Consider the following 18,834-nt stretch of genomic DNA (forward strand, 5'->3'; position numbering starts at 1 on the left):
GGAGTAGCACGTGAAATATATAGGCTTTGTTTTAGGATGCTTGGCATATTCTCTCATCGCGGCCGACGCTCCCGTCGCTCCCGTCGCAGCCTCAAAAGCGGAATTTGTTTACCCCGACTTTACGCAATGTTACGAAAAAAACAGACAATCCATCGTCTATTTCGGTAAAACGCGCGCCGTTGCCGTCAATGAAAAACAAGCCGTTGCGTACCTTAAAGAAAAACCGAACGAAGCTTTCGTGCGTCACGATTACCTTTCCAATCTCTACCTTTTTGAATCGTCTAAACCGCTGATTCCCGTTAAGCTTAAACCGACCGTCGATTTGAAACTCGGCGAATGGTTGGAATCCCTAACCGATAATTCGTTGCTGGTCGTTAATGCCTCAAAAGTCGGTAAAACGCCCGACGAGCTTTTTGAATTTGCCGGTAAAGGTGAAATCAACAGCATCGTAGGCGGTCTTTGTTGCGACATGTACGGATTGGGTATCGGCGAAGGTGCTTTTATCGCTTCGGAAGTATTGGAAAAATTCATTGCCGGTAAATCGGCCTCATTTAAAGAACTCGGTGCGCGATTTAGCGAAGATAACGAAGGTATTACGGTCGACTTTATCGATCCTACTTTTAAAGATTCAAAGCTCAACGTCGGCGATAAAATACAATCGCTCAACGGTATCCGCGTGAAGACGTTGGCGGATTTAAACGATGTGATTAAAAGCTTAAAAGAAGCTCCCAAATGGAACGCGCAAATTCAAAGAGGGACGTTATCGCTCGAAGTCAGCCTCTTAGCTTCCAAACCGATCGCGAAAAAGAGCGTACCGAAAAAAGTACCGTTACCGCAAGCCAAACAAGAGAGTTTTTTCCAAGCGAAAGGTTTTGCGTTTGATAAAAATTTGAATATTATCAATGTCTCCAAAGGATCGTTTGCCGACCAAAGCGGGCTTAAGGCGGGCGATCGCTTGATGCAGATCGATACGACGCCGATCGAAACCGTTTTGCAGGCCGATGCGTACATGGCTAAAGCGTTTTCGGGAGAACATCATCTCTTGTTCGATCGAAGCGACTTTCAATTTTTCGTAACGATCAAACGCTAGAAAGGTTATTTTGAACTCCGTAGATTTATTACGCCGATTTGAACGGTTTTTGCAAGAAGCTATGCCTTCGATAGAGAGTTTTCATCCGCACTTCAACCACGCGTTTCGCGAAATGCTCGACGTGGGAGGCAAGCGATTTCGTCCTTTATTACTCTTAAGCGTAGTGCAAACATGTAAGCCGCTTTTGGTGGAAAATGCCTTACATGTAGCTCTCGGTTTAGAGATGATGCACACGTATTCGTTGATTCACGATGATCTTCCGTGTATGGATAATGCCGCGCTTCGAAGAGGCCATCCGACCTTACATGTCACGTATGACGAAACGACGGCGGTACTCATCGGCGACGCGTTAAACACGCATGCGTTTTATGTACTTTCAAACGCGCCTTTGAGTGATGCGATCAAAGTAAAACTGGTGTCGATTCTCTCAAGCGATGCCGGCATTTACGGTATGGTTTTAGGGCAGGCCATCGATTGTTTTTTCGAGGACAAACCTCTTTCGATCGATGAATTAACGTTTTTACACCTTCATAAAACAGCTAAATTGATTGCCGCATCGCTTCAAATGGGGGCAGTCATTTGTGAATTAGATGAAGCGACGCAAAACGCCCTATACCGCTTCGGGTTAAAATTGGGGCTTTTGTTCCAAGTGCAAGACGATATTATCGATGCGACGCTCTCCAGCGAAGAAGCGGGAAAACCGACGCAAAACGACGGGCATAAAAATTCGTTTGTCAACCTTTTGGGGCTAGAGGGCGCACGTGCGCAAAAAAGAGCACTCTTAGAAGAGTTAAATCGCGAGGCGAATACTTTAGACGAAGCCTTGTCTCAAAAACTCAAAAGCATCGTGAACGATTATTTCAAAGGATAAAATAAACTATGGAAAATGAATCTTTATTAAAAAAACAAGCCGATACGATTCGATTTTTGGCGGCCGATATGGTACAACAAGCCAACAGCGGACACCCCGGTGCGCCGATGGGACTCGCGGATATCGTGACGATTTTGGCGCGCCATATCACGCACAATCCTCAAAATCCCAAATGGCTCAACCGCGATCGCCTTGTTTTTAGCGGTGGACATGCTTCGGCGTTAGTGTATTCGTTTTTGCATTTAAGCGGTTACGACATTAGCTTGGACGATCTTAAACAATTTCGACAATTGGGCAGTAAAACGCCCGGACATCCCGAATACGGCGACGTTCCCGGCGTAGAAGTCACGACGGGGCCTTTGGGACAAGGCATCTCCAATGCGGTCGGTTTTGCGATGGCGAGCAAATATGCGGCGACGCTTCTTAATACGCCTGCAACGCCTTTAATTACGCATAAAGTGTATTGTTTATGCGGTGACGGAGATTTGCAAGAGGGGATTAGTTATGAAGCATGTTCTTTAGCGGGACATTTGGGGTTGGATAACCTTGTCGTCATTTACGACAGCAATGCAATTACGATCGAAGGCGACACGTCGATTGCATGGAGCGAAGACGTGAAACACCGTTTTGAAGCACAAGGTTGGGAAGTTTCACGTATCGACGGACATGATTACGATGAAATTAATGCCGTTTTGGAGCAAGCCAAAGAGCAAAGCAAACCCTATTTAATTATTGCCGATACGACGATTGCCAAAGGTGCATGTGCTTTAGAGGGTAGTCATCACGCTCACGGTGCGCCATTGGGTGTTGAAGAGATTAAAAACGCTAAAATCAAAGCGGGTTTCGATCCCGAAAAAACGTTTTTTGTCGCCGAAGAGGTTAAAGCACGTTTTGAATGTGCTCGCGAGAAAGGCGACCTTGCCGAAGCGACATGGAACAAACGTCTTCAAACCGAAGCGAGTGCAGAACAAAAAGCGTTGCTTGAGGCGTTGCAATATCCCGATTTTTCACGTATTCAATGGCCCGTTTTCGATAAAGATATTGCCACGCGCGACAGCAACGGGCAGATTTTAAATGCGATTGCACAAGCGATTCCCGGCTTTTTAGGCGGAAGTGCCGATCTTGGACCTTCCAATAAAAGCGAATTAAAAGAGATGGGCGATTTTCCTTTAGGACGCAATATTCACTTTGGAATTCGTGAACATGCCATGGGCGCGATTTGCAATGCTTTTGCGTTGTACGGTCTGTTTATCCCTTATGGGGCGACCTTTTTTATTTTTAGCGACTATATGAAACCCGCCGTCCGTTTAGCGGCGTTGATGAAACTCAAAAATTTTTACATTTGGACGCATGACAGTATCGGTGTAGGCGAAGACGGCCCTACGCATCAGCCCATTGAGCAATTAACGCAATTTAGAGCATTACCGAATTTCTATGTTTTCCGTCCGTGTGACGGAAGGGAAAACGTTAAAGCATGGCAAAAAGCACTCCGTATGCACGCTCCGTGCGCATTTGTCTGTTCACGCCAAAAATTAAGAGCCCTGAAAGATACGCGCGATTTCGGCGACGTGGAAAACGGCGGATATTTGCTTAAAAAGCGCGAAAACGCCAAAGTAACCGTCATGGCGAGCGGTAGTGAAGTCTATTTGGCATTGGAAGTCGCGTGTTATCTTTCGATGTTCGGTATCCCAAGCAACGTTGTGAGCGTTCCGTGTTTCGATCTTTTGGTCGAGCAAGACGAGACCTATCTGCAAACCATTATTGAGCCGCAAACGAAAGTAATCGCGATCGAAGCGGGAGCGGGCTTGGAGTGGTACCGTTTTGCCGACAAAGTGATCGCAATGGAGCGTTTCGGAGCGAGCGGACCTGCAGAGTTATTGTTTGAAAAATTCGGTTTTAGAGCGCACGAAGCAACCAAAGCGGCATGTGAATTTTTGAACCTCAATTACGATGCGTTAAAAGCCGAGTTAGAGCGAGATAATGAAAAAAAACATTGTGTTTGATTTGGACGGTACGCTACTTGATACCCTAGAAGATATTGCGATTAGCGCGAATGAAGCTTTGAAAACTTTGGGTTTTGAAGCGCGTCCTATCGAGTGTTACCGTTATTACGTCGGTGAAGGTGTTTTTAAACTGTTTGAAAATATCTTTGCCCAAGACGTACAGTCGCACGAAACGATCCTTCGTGCGGTCGAACTTTTTGAAGCGCACTATGCAACGCAATTTGATCGCCACACCCAACCTTACGAGGGCATCGGTAAACTTTTGAGTTTTTTACAGGCACGAGGGTTTAAAATGGCGATTCTTTCCAACAAGCCCGATGCGTTTACGAAAAAATGCGCCTTAAAATATTTTAGAACGTGGAAGTTTGAAGCGGTTTTCGGCGTCCGCGAGGGCGTGCCTCGCAAACCCGATCCTACGGCTGTTTTAGAGATTTGCGAGCGTTTTTCTGCGCTGCCTGAGGAGTGTTTTTATTTAGGCGATACGATGATCGACATGCAAACCGCCAATCGTGCGGGAATGAAGGCCATCGGAGCGTTATGGGGATTTCGTGACGAAGCAGAATTACGCGAAAATCATGCGGCGCATCTTGCCAAAACGCCCGGTGATGTTATCAAACTGCTCGCCGCGGTTTAACACAAAAGTCACCTCACGTTTCAGGCGAAGCCCTTGAAGCGTCTAAGACAATTTCTCTCTAATCTTCCATTTGATCGTAAAAAAGCGACCTTGGCGTGTTTGTCACGGCACAAGGTCGATTTGCGATTAGGATTTAAATTTCCCCAGTTCGTTGTTGAGGTTTTCGGTCATGACATGTAAGTGTTCGGACGCTTGAGAAACGTTGTCGATGCTGAGCGTATTCTCTTTGGATAGGGTGTTGATTTTCTCGATCTCTATGACCATCGCTTTAATTTGCGCAGCGGTATCGACAAAACTTTCAAGCGTGACGCGCGTCTCTTGAAGCGTCTCTTGAATCGTCGTATCGATAGCGTTCATACCGTCTTGCAAAGCGGCGGAGATATGCGCTAATTCGCCTACTTCATGCGCATTGTGTGCGATGTCGGTATTGGCGTCCATGATGGATTGAACGACGACGTTAATGGTCGCGTCGATTTCCACAAGGCTTTTTTGCGTACGCTCTGCCAGTTTCCTCACTTCGTCGGCAACCACGGCAAAACCTCTTCCGTGCTCTCCCGCCCGCGCGGCTTCGATGGCGGCATTGAGGGCTAAAAGATTGGTTTGATCGGCAATATCGCGGATAATATTTAAAACGGCTTTCACTTCATTGGCGTTATGGCTAACGGTATTGAGGCGTTCGGCTAAACTCTGCTCTTTAGAAGCGGTTGCTTGCATCGTCGTCTCGAGCTGTTCGGCTTGTTGTTTAACGCGAAAAATATCGCCTTGCGTTTGTGCCAACGCTTCTTGTGATCGGTTGGCTTTTTGCACCGAATTTTCAATCACGTTCGTCAATTTTAGTCCGTTATCTTTGGCTTTCGCGACGATGTTGGCTTCGTTGTCCACGTTGCGGACGACCTCGGATGCGGTGCGTGAGAGCTCTTCGGATATGGACGCGTTTTCATGGCTAATCTCTTTGGTCTTTTTAACGATGAGATGTAGTTTTTCGATAAACTGGTTGATGTTGCGCGAAACGTCGCCGAATTCGTCGCTAGATCCGATAGGGAGTCTTTGGCTTAAATCTCCCTCGGCACTGGAAAGATCCTTGACCATCGCGTTCAGATTTCCGAGCGGTCGCAAGAGCGTCTTGATAAGCACGATCATGACGACGATGGAAAATGCCAACATAGCAAAGCCGATCAAAAGAAGTTTTTGCGATTGCGCCGTCAAAAAGGCGTAAGCGACTTCTTTATCGTAAGTGAGGCTCGGTTTCCAGTTTGTTTGCGTGGATTGTTTGTAGGCAAAGATTTTGGTTTTGCCTTGGTATTCGTATTGCAAAATGCCTTCTTGTTTTTGATCGACTTTTTCGGCTAAAGCAGGTACGAGCGACTTCAGTTCTTTACCGATTAGCTCTTTATTGGGATGGGCTAACATGACGTTGCTTGAGTCCAATAAAGCGGCGTAACCGCCGTTAAATTGCATCGACTCGATTGCATGAACGATTGAATCAAGTGCCACGGAAGCCGCCACGACGCCGACAAGGCGATTATCTTTTACGATCGGTGCGTAAATTGCGACGACGTATTTTTTGAGCGTAGCACTAATATAAGCGTTGGTCGCTCCGGCTTTGGCTTTTTCTTTTGCGTCTTTATACCACGGACGAACGCGTGCGTCAAAATCGGGCGGAGCTTTTTTACCGCCGCCGTAGATCATTTTGCCGTCTTTTTCCAAGCCGACAAATGCGTCTAAACCGTCGATACTCTTGGCGAGATGAACCAAGTGTTCGTCAAGCGTTTCGGGGTCCATGCTTTCGATGGAGCTTAATTTCAACGCCGTTGCCATGAGCACCTCTTTTTTCGAGGAAACCCACAAATCGACGTAATCGGTTAACGCATCGGCGGTAGCCTTTAAGCTGGATTCGACTTGCAAAATACTGTGCTTTTGCGTCTCTAAATAATTCAAAACGCCGAAAGAAGACAACGCCGATCCCATCAAAAGGGCGAGGGTTAAGGTGACTTTGGTTTGAAAATGCATGAGAAAGCTCCTTACATGTCAAGGTGGGAAGCAAATGCATCGGGACGTAAGATAATCGAATTTTATACAATCAATCATAGCGTAAAATAGAAAAATTTCTATAACATAATGCCGATACTTTAGAAATCGACCGTTCTGTCGCGAAAATCGATACGTTTTTAAGCCCGCTTGCATGAAACCTGACGCTACCGCTAAAGAAACAACAAGCAAGATTGCGTTACAATTGCCTATAAAACTACATTTTTTGAGGATTTTTTATGTTATTGTTAACGCCCGGTCCTACTCCCGTTCCCGAAGCGGTTCGCGTTGCGATGAGCACGCCGACGATTCATCACCGAACACCCGAATTTGAGGCTATTTTTGGAAAAGCAAGAGCGTATTTAAAAGAGCTTTTTGCCATGGAAGACGTTTTGATGTTGGCATCAAGCGGCACGGGTGCGATGGAAGCATGCGTGCTTCATTTGTGTCAAAGCAAAGCCATTGTCGTCAATTCGGGAAAATTCGGCGAGCGTTTTGGCAAAATTTGTGCTGCATACAATAAACCGTTTGTCGAAATTAAAAATGAGTGGGATACGCCGGTTAGCGTCGAAGCAATCGTCGATCTTGTCAAAAACGATACGACTATCGATGCGGTATGCCTTCAAGTGTGCGAGAGTGCCGGCGGACTGCGTCATCCGCTTGAAGCGATTGCCAAAGCGGTCAAAGCGATTCGTTCCGACGTGATGATTATTGCCGACGGTATCACGGCGGTCGGCGTCGAAAAGATCGATACGACGGGGATCGACGCATTGATTTCCGGTAGCCAAAAAGCCCTAATGCTTCCTCCCGGACTCGCGTTTATCGGGCTAAGCGCACGCGCTTTGGAAATGATTGAAAGCGGTGAGGGGGTTGGATACTATTTTAATCTCAAAACCGAATTGAAAAACCAACGCAAAAATACAACCGCATGGACGGCGGCGACGACGCTGGTCATCGGTCTTGTCGCGATGTGCGAATTGATCGAAAAAGAGGGCGGTTTGGAAGCACTGTACGCCGATACGCAAAAAAGAGCGCGTGCGTCAAACGCGGCACTTCAAGCTTTAGGTTTGCGTATTTATCCGAAAGTTCCGGCACCTTCGATGAGTGCCGTTTTGGACGACGATGCGTTAAAAATCCGTAAGCTTTTGAAAAGCAAATACGGCGTCAATATGGCGGGAGGACAAGATCATATTAAAGAGACTTTGTTCCGTATTAACCACATGGGTCTCGTGAACGTTTACGAAACGGCATGGACGCTGAATGCCGTCGAAATGGCATTGTCCGAACTGGGACGTCGTCCTTACGACGGTAGCGCCAATCGCGTTTTTACGCAAGAATTTTATCAAGGCTAAGGTATGATTTACGAGCACGAAATACCCACGGGGAGCAAGCTCTACTTTGGAGAGAGTGCCAAATTAAAACGCGAACTCGAAAAAGTCGCCAGTGAACTTTTTTACGATGCCGGTTTTGAAGAGATCGTAACACCGTTTTTCTCGTACCATCAGCATAAAAGTATCGACGAAAAAGAGTTGTTGCGTTTCTCGGACGAGGCAAACCACATCGTCTCGTTGCGCGCGGACAGTACGATGGACGTCGTACGTCTCATCACCAAACGCGTCGAGCGCAGTACAAACCATGCAAAATGGTTTTACGTTCAACCCGTTTTTCGTTATCCTAGCCATGAAGTGCATCAAATCGGCGCGGAAATGATCGGTGAAGCGGATTTAAACTTAAGCATTCAGACTTGCTTGGCGCTTTTTGACAAGTTTCGTATCGATTCGTTGTTGCATATCAGCAATATCAATATCCCTAAAATTCTCTCATCCATGTTACATGTCGATTTAAGCGTCTTTGAAAAAGGCGAGCTGCAAAAGCTTTTAGCGTTAAATATTCCGTGGTTGACGAAGTTAACGTGCCTTGAAACCTTAGAGGAATTGGAAGCGATTTTAGACGAAGTTCCCTTTGAACTTCAAAGCGAATTGCAAAAGCTTAAAGCGCTTTCGTGCGCCTTGCCGACGAAAAACGTCGTGTTCGCGCCTTTGTATTATGTGAAAATGCGCTATTATAATGCGTTATTTTTTAGATTTATCCATCATAATTTTACGCTAGGATCGGGCGGAAGCTACGATTGCGAAGGAATCGCTTCCAGCGGATTTGGATTGTATACGGATAATTTAATCGAAATATTAATTAAAAGAGACGGTAAGTAAATGAAAGCAGATATGATCGTAGGCATTCAATGGGGTGACGAGGGTAAAGGAAAAATCGTCGATTTGATGGCGCAACACTATGACGTTGTTTGCCGCTATCAAGGCGGACATAACGCAGGACACACGATTTGGGTGGACGGCGTTCGTTATGCGTTGCATCTGATTCCCTCAGGTATTTTAAATCCAAAAGCCTTGAATGTGATCGGCAACGGCGTGGTCGTTTGTCCCGAAGCACTGATCAAAGAGATGGCGCAGTTTGATAAACTAGAAGGTCGTTTGTTCGTCAGCGACAAAGCGCATATGATTTTAAACCACCATATTTTAATCGATCAGGCCAAAGAGAAATTGCGCGGCGATAAAGCGATCGGTACGACAGGGCGAGGCATTGGACCAAGCTACGGCAGTAAGATCGAGCGTAGCGGACATCGTTTGGGCGAGTTGCGCGATACGCAAAAATTGGCCGATGCGTTGATCGAATTTTACACCGAAAATCATGCGCTTTTTGAAGCACTCGGTATCCAAACGCCTTGCAAAGCGGCGCTCAAAGAAGAATTGGACGTGTACGCCAAAGCTCTGCTTCCGTTCTTGACGGATACGACGCAAATGGTCTGGAAATGTTTAGACGAAAAGAAAAAAGTTTTGTTGGAAGGTGCGCAAGGTACGATGCTTGACATCGACCACGGAACCTATCCGTTCGTAACCAGCTCCAATACGATCAGCGCGGGTGCTTGCATCGGTTTAGGGCTCAATCCTAAAGATATCGGAAAAGTGACGGGAATTGTCAAGGCGTACTGCACGCGCGTGGGTAACGGTCCTTTCCCGACCGAAGATTTCGGTGTGGACGGTGATGCGCTTCGCGAAAAAGGGCATGAATACGGAACGTCGACCGGACGCGCGCGCCGTTGCGGTTGGTTTGACGCGGTTGCCTGCCGTTACGCAAGTCGTATCAACGGATGTGACGAGCTTGCCATTATGAAACTTGACGTTTTAGACGGTTTTGAGACAATCAAAGTATGTGTGGCATACGAAGCGGGCGGTAAGCGTCTTGAAACTTTGCCGGAGGATTTAGAAAATATTCAACCGATTTACGAAGAGCTTCCGGGCTGGAAAAGTGTCGTAGGATGTCGAAAATTTGAGGATTTACCCGAAGCGGCAAAAGCATATCTCAAACGCCTTGAAGCGCTAACCGGTACGAAAATCGGTCTTATTTCCACGAGTCCCGATCGAAACGATACGATTATTTTATAAACTTACATGTAAGGGCGGCCATGAAAAGTCAGTTCTCGAAAATTGCCAAAATTCGCAAACAAAAACGCGATGCGATTGAGCGAGAACTGATTAAAAGTCAAAACAAAGAACGGCTGATCACGCATAAGATTGCGTCGATTTACGAAGATATTGCCGCCATGACGCTTCCCAAAGAGGGAACGGTGTCGCTTTTGGTGATGATCGGCGAACAAAAAACGGTAATGGGGCGTGAAAAAAAACGCTACGAGCAAGAGTTGATCGTTACGCAACGTCAAACCAAACAACTTCAAGTCGATTATCAAAAAGCACATATCGAATATGAAAAAATCAAATATCTCGAAGAGCAAGAACTTCAAGCGATGATCGAGAAGATGAAAAAACAAGAACAACTCTACTTGGACGAGGTGTCAACCCTTTTGTTCGCCGGAGAACTTCATAAAAGAGGAGAATCATGAAACGGTTGTGGATCGTAGCTTTGAGCACCTTGTTGTATGCCGAGACGATTGATTGTACGAAAGTCTTTGAAGAGCGTAAAAGCGAACTTCTCAAAGAGGTCGAGAAAATCGACGAAGCACGCCAATCGTTTGAAGCGCTCCAAGCGGCGACCAACGCACTTTTTGAAAAGCAAAAAGCATCGTTAAAAGCGAAAGAGGCGGAATTAGCAAAAACCAAAGAAGCGATCGAAGAAAAAGAGCGACGTATCGCCTCGATGCTAGATGAAAATAAAAAACTCTTAGAGCTCGTTGAAGCGAAAAAGAGCGAAAAAGTCGATGAAACATACGTCAAAATGAAAGACGGTGCCGCAGCCGCCATTATCGAAAAATTACCTCCGCACGAAGGTGCTTCCATTCTTTTTGGATTGCCGGCAAAGAAAATATCTCAAATTTTTGCCAAAATGAATCCTCAAACGGCGTCCGAAATTACGCAACGGCTCAAAAAAGGGCCTCCTTTTGTCGAGGACAATCAAACAAAAGAGTGACAAAAAGGCTCTAAGCTTACTCTAAACAGATATTTACCTTACTTTGGTTACAATGTGAAAAATTCAGAAGTAAGGTACATGGATGAAAATCAGATTGCCGCATGCCCCCTATATTGCCAACAAGATAGCAATCGATCTTTTTAATTGTGGATTTGTAACCATGCTTAAAGGGCTAGAACCCGTCATGAAGGTTGCAGAGGATTTGATTTTAGAAGATATTAAAAAAGAGATCGCTCTTGAAGAGCGTGTTACGGAAATTTTAGAGCAAAATGAAGACGAAATGGAATTTCAAAGAGTCGATCGACGCAATATGTTTTGGTTGATTAAGAAAAAGCTCTCTTCCGAGTACGGCGTGATTTTGTCGTACGAAGACAGGTACAACGCCATTGCCCACAAACTACTCGAGACTTCATGGAAAATGGGACTGATCGAATACAACGTCTCCGAAAACCGTGTGAAAAATATTGCCTACAATGCGATTGAGACGTATATTTCGCATTTTCAAGCCATTGAAGACGATGTCGCCGAACGAATTTCGCATTATAAGCGAAAATTGGTTCCCGGTTCGGAAGAGTACGATTTGATTTTTGAAAAGCTTTACGAGGAAGAGTTACGTAAAAGAGGAATGGTATCATGACGCTAAAACCGGTATGGATTTATCTTGAAAACGGCGTATTTTTAGAGGCAAAAAGTTTTGGATTTGAAGGAACGAAAACGGGCGAAATCGTTTTCAATACGTCGATGAGCGGCTATCAAGAAATCTTAAGCGATCCTAGTTACGCCGGTCAGTTTATCGTTTTTACGATGCCCGAAATCGGTATCGTCGGAACCAACGATAATGACATGGAAAGCCGTACGATCCACGCAAGCGGAATGTTTGTTCGAAGTTTGAATCTTACGCCTTCCAATTTCCGATCGCAAGCTAGTTTATCCGATTTTTTGAAACAGCACCAAAGCATGGGAATTTGCGATATCGACACGCGCTATTTGACAAAGATGATTCGAGACGGCGGTCCTCAGATGATGATCGCGTCTACCGAAGTGAGCGATGTCGAATCACTCAAAGAGATGCTTCGTAAAAGTCCTCGCATCGAAGAGGTAAACTATATCGAAAAAGTGAGTACGCCTGAGAGTTATCGACACACGCACGGAGCGTGGAATGCGGAGACGCAAAGCTATAACGCTTCCCCGAAACGTTTAGGAAAAAAGATTTTAGCGGTCGATCTTGGCATCAAACGCAATATCCTCAACGAACTGTGCGAAGTAGGTTTGGACGTTGAAGTCATTCCGCATAATTTTAACGGCGATGAGGTGATCGCTCGTTATAAAAAAGGTGAGATTCACGGACTCTTTTTGTCCAACGGTCCGGGAGATCCTTTGATTTTAAAGAGCGAAGCGCAAGAGGTTAAAAAGCTTATTGACGCGAAAGTGCCTATTTTTGCGATTTGCTTAGGCCATCAACTGCTCTCGATCGCACACGGATACCCGACGTATAAGCTAAAATTCGGACAACACGGCGGCAATCATCCGGTCAAAAATATGACGAATCATGTCGTGGAAATTACGACGCAAAACCATAATTACAACGTTCCCGATTCGATTTGTAAAATTGCAAAAATCACACATGTCAATCTCTTCGATAACACGATTGAGGGGTTGGAATACAACGATTCACCGATTTTTTCGGTACAGCATCATCCCGAAGCAAGCTCCGGCCCGCAAGAGAGTCGCTATATTTTTCAAGAGTTTGCCAACAGACTTTAACGTAACGGAGTAGGTCATCAACGCCATCGATATTACGACGATTATCAGCGTAGCTTTTTTAGGAAGCCTTGGACATTGTATCGGTATGTGCGGCGGGTTTGTTATGGCATACAGCAGTGCCAAAATAGACCCTACCGCTTCGTCTTCGTCGCAGTTTTTAGCACACTTAACCTACAACGTCGGTCGCATCAGCGCGTATACGTTTTTAGGAATGTTTTTCGGTGCACTCGGTTCTATTTTTACATTTTCGGCGCATCTTAACGGTTATTTTTATTTTGTGATCGGTATCGTGATGGTCTTGATGGGCTTGTCGATGATGGGAAAAATTAAATTTTTGACCTCGCTTGAATCGACGATAGCATTTAATCCGACGATCAAAAAGCTTTTTTCGCAGCTCATTCATTCCAAAACCTTGGGTAGTTTTTACGGTTTAGGTTTATTAAACGGCTTTTTGCCGTGCGGTTTGGTCTACTTCTTTTTAGCGGCCGCCGCGACGTCGGGCTCTTTTTGGCTAGGAGGCGTTAAGATGGCACTTTTCGGTATCGCTACGATGCCCTCGATGTTGGGTCTTGGTTTTGTGGTAGGTTTTCTCAAAGGAAGTAACTTTCGGGAAGTCATGATTAAGGTTGCTTCTCTTATCATTATCGTTTACGGCATTTATATGGCGTATTTAGGGTATAGCGCGGTTATTGCATGAAACTCGAACAGTATCAAACCGCCATTGAGAGTAGCAATATTATCTCTAAAACCGATATTAACGGCATTATTACGTTTGTTAACGATGAATTTTGCAAAATTTCTGGCTATACCAAAGAAGAACTTATCGGGCAAAATCACAATATCGTACGACATCCCGAAGTTCCGCCTTCCACTTTCAAACAGCTTTGGCAAACGATTTTACAAAAGCAAACCTACAAATCGACGGTTAAAAATTTGGCAAAAGACGGTAGCACCTTTTACGTCAATACGACCGTATGTCCTATTTTAGATGAAAACGGAGACATTGAAGAGTTTATCGCTATTCGCTACGACGTGACCGAAAGCGTTCGCTTAAGCGAAGCGTTGATTACCAAAGACGAAGAGTTAGAAGAGCTCAACGCAACGTTGGAAGAACGCGTCAAAGAGCAGACGAAGGCGTTAACGCAACTGAATCAAACCCTTGAAGAACGCGTCAAAGAAGAGGTTGAAAAAAACCGGGAGAAAGACCGTTTTTTATTTCAACAAGCACGCTTGGCTTCGATGGGCGAGATGATCGCCAATATCGCTCACCAATGGCGTCAGCCTCTTTCGGAACTGAACATTACGCTCTATAAAATGAATAAACTGTACCAAGCCTGTAGGAATAAAGAAGGCGGATTTGAAGAAAGCTACGAACATGCGAAAAAAATTATCGTCAAGATGTCGGAGACGATCGAAGATTTTCGTAATTTTTTCAGCCCGAATCGTGAAACGGAACTTTTTTCACTCAGCAGCGTTGCCAAAGAAGCAATCGATATTATGCGAGGTACTTTGGAGCGCAACGAAGTACAAATTCGGCTTAACATCGTTCGTGACGCCGACATTCAAGGATATTTTAACGAATTTTCGCAAGTGTTGATTAATCTTCTCAACAACACGATAGACGCTTTTTCTCATAATAAAATAAAAAGTAGATTAATTTATATTGAAATTGACACATTAAGCGCGGGAGATGCTATAATAAAAGTCTGCGATAATGCAGGGGGTATCGACGCGACTATTCTCGATAAGATTTTCGAGCCTTATTTTACGACAAAGCATGCGAGTGCCGGAACGGGACTCGGTCTTTATATGAGTAAAATGATTATTAAAAATAGTATGATGGGCACCATTGAGGCATATAACCACGAAGACGGTGTTTGTTTTTCGATCAAGATACCCGTAAAAACGGTTCTAAAGGAAGAGGAATGAGCGGATTATCGAAATTGACGGTTTTGTTTGTCGAAGACGAAGAAGATCTTAGAAACGCGCTGGAAAGCGCAATCGGGGACGAATTTGCCAAATTTATCACGGCACGCGACGGTGACGACGGGTTAAAAAAATTTAAAAAGTTTAAACCGGACATCGTTATAACGGATATTATGATGCCGGTCGTCGACGGTTTGATGATGTCTAAAGAGATTAAACACATTTCCAAACAAACTCCGATCATTATTTTAAGTGCGTTTAGCGAGAAAGAACGCTTATTGGAAGCGATCGATGTCGGAATCGATAAGTATTTGATTAAACCGATCGACCCCGATCAGTTGATGAAAACGTTACAATTGGTATCGAAAGAGATGTTGGATCAAACGGATGTCGTTGATTTAGGCGGCGTTTATCAGTTCGATAAAAGCAAACGTGTTTTGATTAAAGAGGGTAAAACGATCTTTTTGACGAAAAAAGAGTTACTTTTTATCTCTATCTTAGTGAAAAATCTAGGCGTTTTTGTGCTTCATGAAGAGATCAAGAAGTATGTCTGGACAAATAAAAAAGTAACAGATTCAGCGATTCGTACGTTTATTAAGCGGGTTCGCGAAAAAACCGATAAAGAGTTTATCAAAAATATTCCGGGGCTCGGGTATAAGATCAATACGTAAGAACGATCGTTGCATCGTTCTTATGTTTTTTGCTATTTTTAAAATCTTCTTAAACTTTTTTATTTAACACAAATTTAATCTTCTTAAGCTTCGTTGTAGATTTGGTGCACTATAATTTCCCATTATGTGATATTTTTGTGACATAAAAACACATGTTAGGAGGAATTGATGCAGGCTAAAGATGCATTGAACTATGACTATTCGGTAGCCAAATGTTTTACCTACGCAGCGATCCTGTTTGGAATCGTTGGTATGTTAATAGGCGTGGTTATCGCCTATCAAATGGCTTTTCCTGAGTTGAATTACTTGGCGGGTGAATACGGTACATACAGTCGTTTACGACCGTTGCATACTTCCGGAGTAATTTTTGGATTCTTATTGAGCGGAATCTTTGCAACGTGGTACTATGTCGGGCAGAGGGTACTCAAAGTTTCAATGGCGGAATCACCGTTCTTGATGATCGTCGGAAAGCTGCACTTCTGGCTTTACATGATCTTAATGACGATTGCCGTCGTTAACTTATTTATGGGTATCGGTACGTCAAAAGAGTATGCCGAACTTGAATGGCCTCTTGATATTCTCGTCGTTGTCGTATGGGTATTATGGGGTTTTAGTATTTTCGGTTTAGTCGGTATTCGCCGCGAAAAAACGCTTTATATCTCCATGTGGTATTATATTGCAACTTTCTTGGGTGTTGCGATGTTGTACCTCTTCAACAATATGGAAGTTCCGACGTATTTTGTTGCCGGTATGGGTAAATGGTATCACTCCGTTTCCATGTACGCGGGTTCAAACGACGCAATGGTTCAATGGTGGTACGGTCACAATGCGGTTGCATTTGTTTTCACGGTGCCTATCATCGCGATGATCTATTACTTCTTGCCGAAAGAGTCCGGTCAACCGGTTTTCTCTTATAAATTATCACTTCTTTCTTTCTGGGGTTTGATGTTTGTTTACCTTTGGGCCGGCGGACACCACCTTATCTATTCAACGGTTCCCGATTGGGTTCAAACGATGGGTTCTATCTTCTCTATCGTCTTAATTCTTCCGTCTTGGGGTAGTGCGATTAACATGCTTCTTACGATGAAAGGACAATGGGGTCAACTCAAAGAAAATCCATTGGTTAAATTCATGGTATTTGCTTCAACGTTCTACATGTTAAGTACGCTTGAAGGACCGATCCAATCTATCAAATCCGTTAACGCCTTGGCACACTTTACCGACTGGATTCCCGGACACGTTCACGACGGTACGCTCGGTTGGGTTGGCTTTATGACGATGGCGGCATTGTATCATATGGCTCCACGTATGTATAAACGCGAGCTTTACAGTAAAAAATTGATGGAATCACAATTTTGGATTCAAACGACGGGTATCGTTATGTACTTCTCAAGCATGTGGATTGCCGGTATTACGCAAGGTATGATGTGGAGAGCGACGGATCAATTCGGTAACCTCGCCTATTCATTTATCGATACCGTAACCGTTTTAATTCCTTACTACGCGCTTCGTGCGACGGGCGGTTTGTTGTATCTAATCGGTTTCTTTATGTTCACGTATAATATGTACAAAACCATGACTGCAAGTAAAGCAATTGAGTCTGAGCCTCAAAATGCTTCACCTATGGCAGCGTAAGGGGAGGGTAAAATTATGTTTCATTGGTTAGAAAAAAACCCATTCTTTTTTGCGGTAGGCGTCTTTTTGGTCATTGCCTATGCCGGTATCGTTACCATCCTTCCTGACTTTATGGAAAGCGCACGTCCCGTTACGGGAACAAAACCGTATACGGTATTGGAACTTGCAGGTCGACATGTGTATATTAAAGACAGCTGTAATGCCTGCCATTCACAATTGATCCGTCCTTTCAAATCTGAGACAGACCGTTACGGTATGTACTCTTTAAGCGGCGAGTATGCGTATGATAGACCGTTCCTTTGGGGTTCTAAACGAACGGGACCTGACTTGATGAGGGTCGGTAATTATAGAACGACGGACTGGCACGAATATCACATGTTAGATCCGATCAGCGTTGTTCCGGGCTCTATCATGCCGGCGTACAAACATATGTTTAGCAACAATGCAGACATTGAAACGGCGTATGCGGAAGCCTTAACCGTGAAAAAAGTATTCAATGTTCCTTACGATCAAGCGGATATGCCACAACTCGGAACGTACGACGAATCGAAAAAAGCGGTCATGGAACAAGCGGCTGCTATCGTTGCCGATATGAAAAGTACGGAAGTGAAAGAGGCATTTAAACGCGGTGAGATCAAAGAGATTGTTGCATTAATCGCCTATCTCAATAGCTTAAAATAAGGTGTCAACGGTGGAAATGGAAACAATCAGAGAATTACAGGCTTATGGTTATATTTTTGCTACGATTTTTTTATCGGTCATTATGTACAGTTATTTGTACCATCTTTATAAAGCCGAAAAAAAAGGCACAAGGAACTATGAGCAGTATGCCAATATTGCTTTAAACGACAATATTGACGATGCTCCGATTGAATCTCGAACACCGTCCAACAAAGAGAAAGAATAAAGAGGAGCAATATATGAATTGGCTGAATGATAATGTAAATGCATTAGCATTGCTTGGTGCAGCAGCAATTTTAATTCTCAGCATCGGTGTTTCTTTAAAATATATCAAACAGATGAAAACCGATAAGAGTACCGGAGAATTAACGAAAGAGAATTGGGACGGCATCGGCGAATATAAAAACGCACTTCCTATCGGGTGGGCACTTTCATTCGTCGGAACGATCGTATGGGCTTTGTGGTATTTCTTAGCGGGATATCCTTTGGCAAGCTATAACAAAATCGGCGAGTACAACGAAGAAGTGAAAAGCTATAACGCTCAATTCGAGAAAAAATTTGCCAATCCCGATCAAGCAACGCTTATGAGTATGGGAGAGGGTGTTTTCTTGGTACAATGTGCACCGTGTCACGGCGTGACGGGTGACGGTATGAACGGCAAAGCGGCAAACTTTGCGAAATGGGGTAACGAAGAAGCAATCGTCGCATCGATTTTAAACGGTGCGAAAGGCTCAAGCTATCCTCTTGGCGAAATGCCCTCCGGTTTACTTGACGCTGAGAGCGCAAAAGCGGTTGCCGCTTACGTTATGCAAGAAGTTTCTTCGGTTAAAAAGAGCAAAAACCCTGCCTTGGTTGAAAGCGGTCGTGCTCTTTGGGCAACATGTGCGGCATGCCACGGCGAAGACGGTAAAGGTATGGACGGCAGTGCTCCGGATCTTAGTACGTACGGCACGGCGAAATTTGTTGCTAACGTCCTTAATATGGGCAAAAAAGGCACAATCGGAAATATGCCTCAATTTAACGACGGACGTTTAACCAATATTCAAAAAACAGCGGTTGGCACGTATGTCAGCTCTTTAGCGAAATAAGGATCA

At 44.5% G+C, this 18,834-nt stretch carries 19 protein-coding genes; 18 read left to right on the forward strand and 1 reads right to left on the reverse strand.

Annotated elements, in window-relative coordinates; genetic code table 11:
* Positions 1-10: 10 nt before the first annotated feature.
* From NL930_RS02420 to NL930_RS02435, 4 genes are all read left to right on the forward strand, one after another.
* Entirely contained in the window at positions 11-1,090 is a 1,080-nt protein-coding gene (locus tag NL930_RS02420) for a PDZ domain-containing protein (RefSeq protein ID WP_254377061.1), read from the forward strand.
* A 61-nt stretch (positions 1,091-1,151) separates the two neighbouring features.
* Positions 1,152-1,961 (forward strand): polyprenyl synthetase family protein, encoded by an 810-nt coding sequence (locus NL930_RS02425; protein ID WP_173636949.1) that lies wholly within the window; start codon positions 1,152-1,154, stop codon positions 1,959-1,961.
* A gap of 8 nt (positions 1,962-1,969) precedes the next feature.
* Positions 1,970-3,964, forward strand: coding sequence for a transketolase (tkt, locus tag NL930_RS02430; protein WP_254377060.1), 1,995 nt, complete (start codon positions 1,970-1,972; stop codon positions 3,962-3,964).
* A complete protein-coding gene (locus tag NL930_RS02435) occupies positions 3,942-4,598 on the forward strand; it encodes an HAD family hydrolase (RefSeq protein WP_039673474.1) in 657 nt (218 codons plus the stop codon). Before tkt ends, NL930_RS02435 begins: the two co-directional genes overlap by 23 nt.
* A 126-nt stretch (positions 4,599-4,724) precedes the next feature.
* Here the strand turns inward: NL930_RS02435 and NL930_RS02440 are convergent, their stop codons facing one another.
* Positions 4,725-6,608: a methyl-accepting chemotaxis protein gene (locus NL930_RS02440; RefSeq protein ID WP_254377059.1), complete on the reverse strand. Its 1,884-nt coding sequence runs from the start codon at positions 6,606-6,608 to the stop codon at positions 4,725-4,727.
* Between the two features lie 257 nt (positions 6,609-6,865).
* On the opposite strand from NL930_RS02440, the gene NL930_RS02445 reads away from it, so the two are divergent.
* The 14 genes from NL930_RS02445 (at position 6,866) to NL930_RS02510 (ending at position 18,828) form a co-directional block, all read left to right on the forward strand.
* Positions 6,866-7,978, forward strand: a complete 1,113-nt coding sequence (locus tag NL930_RS02445; protein WP_254377058.1) for an alanine--glyoxylate aminotransferase family protein — start codon at positions 6,866-6,868, stop codon at positions 7,976-7,978.
* A 3-nt stretch (positions 7,979-7,981) separates the two neighbouring features.
* The gene (locus NL930_RS02450) at positions 7,982-8,836 is read left to right on the forward strand and encodes an ATP phosphoribosyltransferase regulatory subunit (protein ID WP_254377057.1); all 855 of its coding nucleotides are present in this window, start codon (positions 7,982-7,984) and stop codon (positions 8,834-8,836) included.
* A complete protein-coding gene (locus NL930_RS02455) occupies positions 8,837-10,084 on the forward strand; it encodes an adenylosuccinate synthase (RefSeq protein WP_039673466.1) in 1,248 nt (415 codons plus the stop codon).
* Between the two features lie 20 nt (positions 10,085-10,104).
* Positions 10,105-10,539, forward strand: coding sequence for a flagellar export protein FliJ (locus NL930_RS02460; RefSeq protein ID WP_041962375.1), 435 nt, complete (start codon positions 10,105-10,107; stop codon positions 10,537-10,539).
* Entirely contained in the window at positions 10,536-11,063 is a 528-nt protein-coding gene (locus NL930_RS02465; RefSeq protein ID WP_254377056.1) for a MotE family protein, read from the forward strand. The genes NL930_RS02460 and NL930_RS02465 overlap by 4 nt, the downstream gene beginning before the upstream one ends.
* A gap of 82 nt (positions 11,064-11,145) precedes the next feature.
* A complete protein-coding gene (locus tag NL930_RS02470) occupies positions 11,146-11,700 on the forward strand; it encodes a DUF507 family protein (protein ID WP_254377055.1) in 555 nt (184 codons plus the stop codon).
* Positions 11,697-12,827: a glutamine-hydrolyzing carbamoyl-phosphate synthase small subunit gene (gene carA / locus NL930_RS02475; RefSeq protein WP_254377054.1), complete on the forward strand. Its 1,131-nt coding sequence runs from the start codon at positions 11,697-11,699 to the stop codon at positions 12,825-12,827. Before NL930_RS02470 ends, carA begins: the two co-directional genes overlap by 4 nt.
* Positions 12,828-12,870: 43 nt before the next feature.
* Positions 12,871-13,524 carry a sulfite exporter TauE/SafE family protein gene (locus NL930_RS02480; RefSeq protein ID WP_280937468.1) on the forward strand — a complete coding sequence of 218 codons (654 nt, stop codon included), beginning with the start codon at positions 12,871-12,873 and terminating at the stop codon, positions 13,522-13,524.
* Positions 13,521-14,756, forward strand: coding sequence for a PAS domain S-box protein (locus NL930_RS02485; RefSeq protein ID WP_254377053.1), 1,236 nt, complete (start codon positions 13,521-13,523; stop codon positions 14,754-14,756). Before NL930_RS02480 ends, NL930_RS02485 begins: the two co-directional genes overlap by 4 nt.
* Positions 14,753-15,424, forward strand: coding sequence for a response regulator transcription factor (locus tag NL930_RS02490; protein ID WP_039673454.1), 672 nt, complete (start codon positions 14,753-14,755; stop codon positions 15,422-15,424). Before NL930_RS02485 ends, NL930_RS02490 begins: the two co-directional genes overlap by 4 nt.
* Positions 15,425-15,592: 168 nt before the next feature.
* Complete coding sequence (gene ccoN, locus NL930_RS02495) at positions 15,593-17,059, forward strand: cytochrome-c oxidase, cbb3-type subunit I (RefSeq protein WP_039673452.1); 1,467 nt, start codon at positions 15,593-15,595, stop codon at positions 17,057-17,059.
* Between the two features lie 15 nt (positions 17,060-17,074).
* Complete coding sequence (gene ccoO, locus NL930_RS02500) at positions 17,075-17,740, forward strand: cytochrome-c oxidase, cbb3-type subunit II (RefSeq protein WP_039673450.1); 666 nt, start codon at positions 17,075-17,077, stop codon at positions 17,738-17,740.
* Between the two features lies 1 nt (position 17,741).
* A complete protein-coding gene (locus tag NL930_RS02505) occupies positions 17,742-17,966 on the forward strand; it encodes a cytochrome c oxidase, cbb3-type, CcoQ subunit (protein ID WP_373027981.1) in 225 nt (74 codons plus the stop codon).
* Between the two features lie 13 nt (positions 17,967-17,979).
* Positions 17,980-18,828 carry a c-type cytochrome gene (locus tag NL930_RS02510; RefSeq protein ID WP_039673446.1) on the forward strand — a complete coding sequence of 283 codons (849 nt, stop codon included), beginning with the start codon at positions 17,980-17,982 and terminating at the stop codon, positions 18,826-18,828.
* Positions 18,829-18,834: the final 6 nt, after the last annotated feature.

Source organism: Sulfurospirillum sp. hDNRA2 (genome assembly GCF_024206095.2).
Taxonomy (GTDB): Bacteria; Campylobacterota; Campylobacteria; order Campylobacterales; family Sulfurospirillaceae; genus Sulfurospirillum.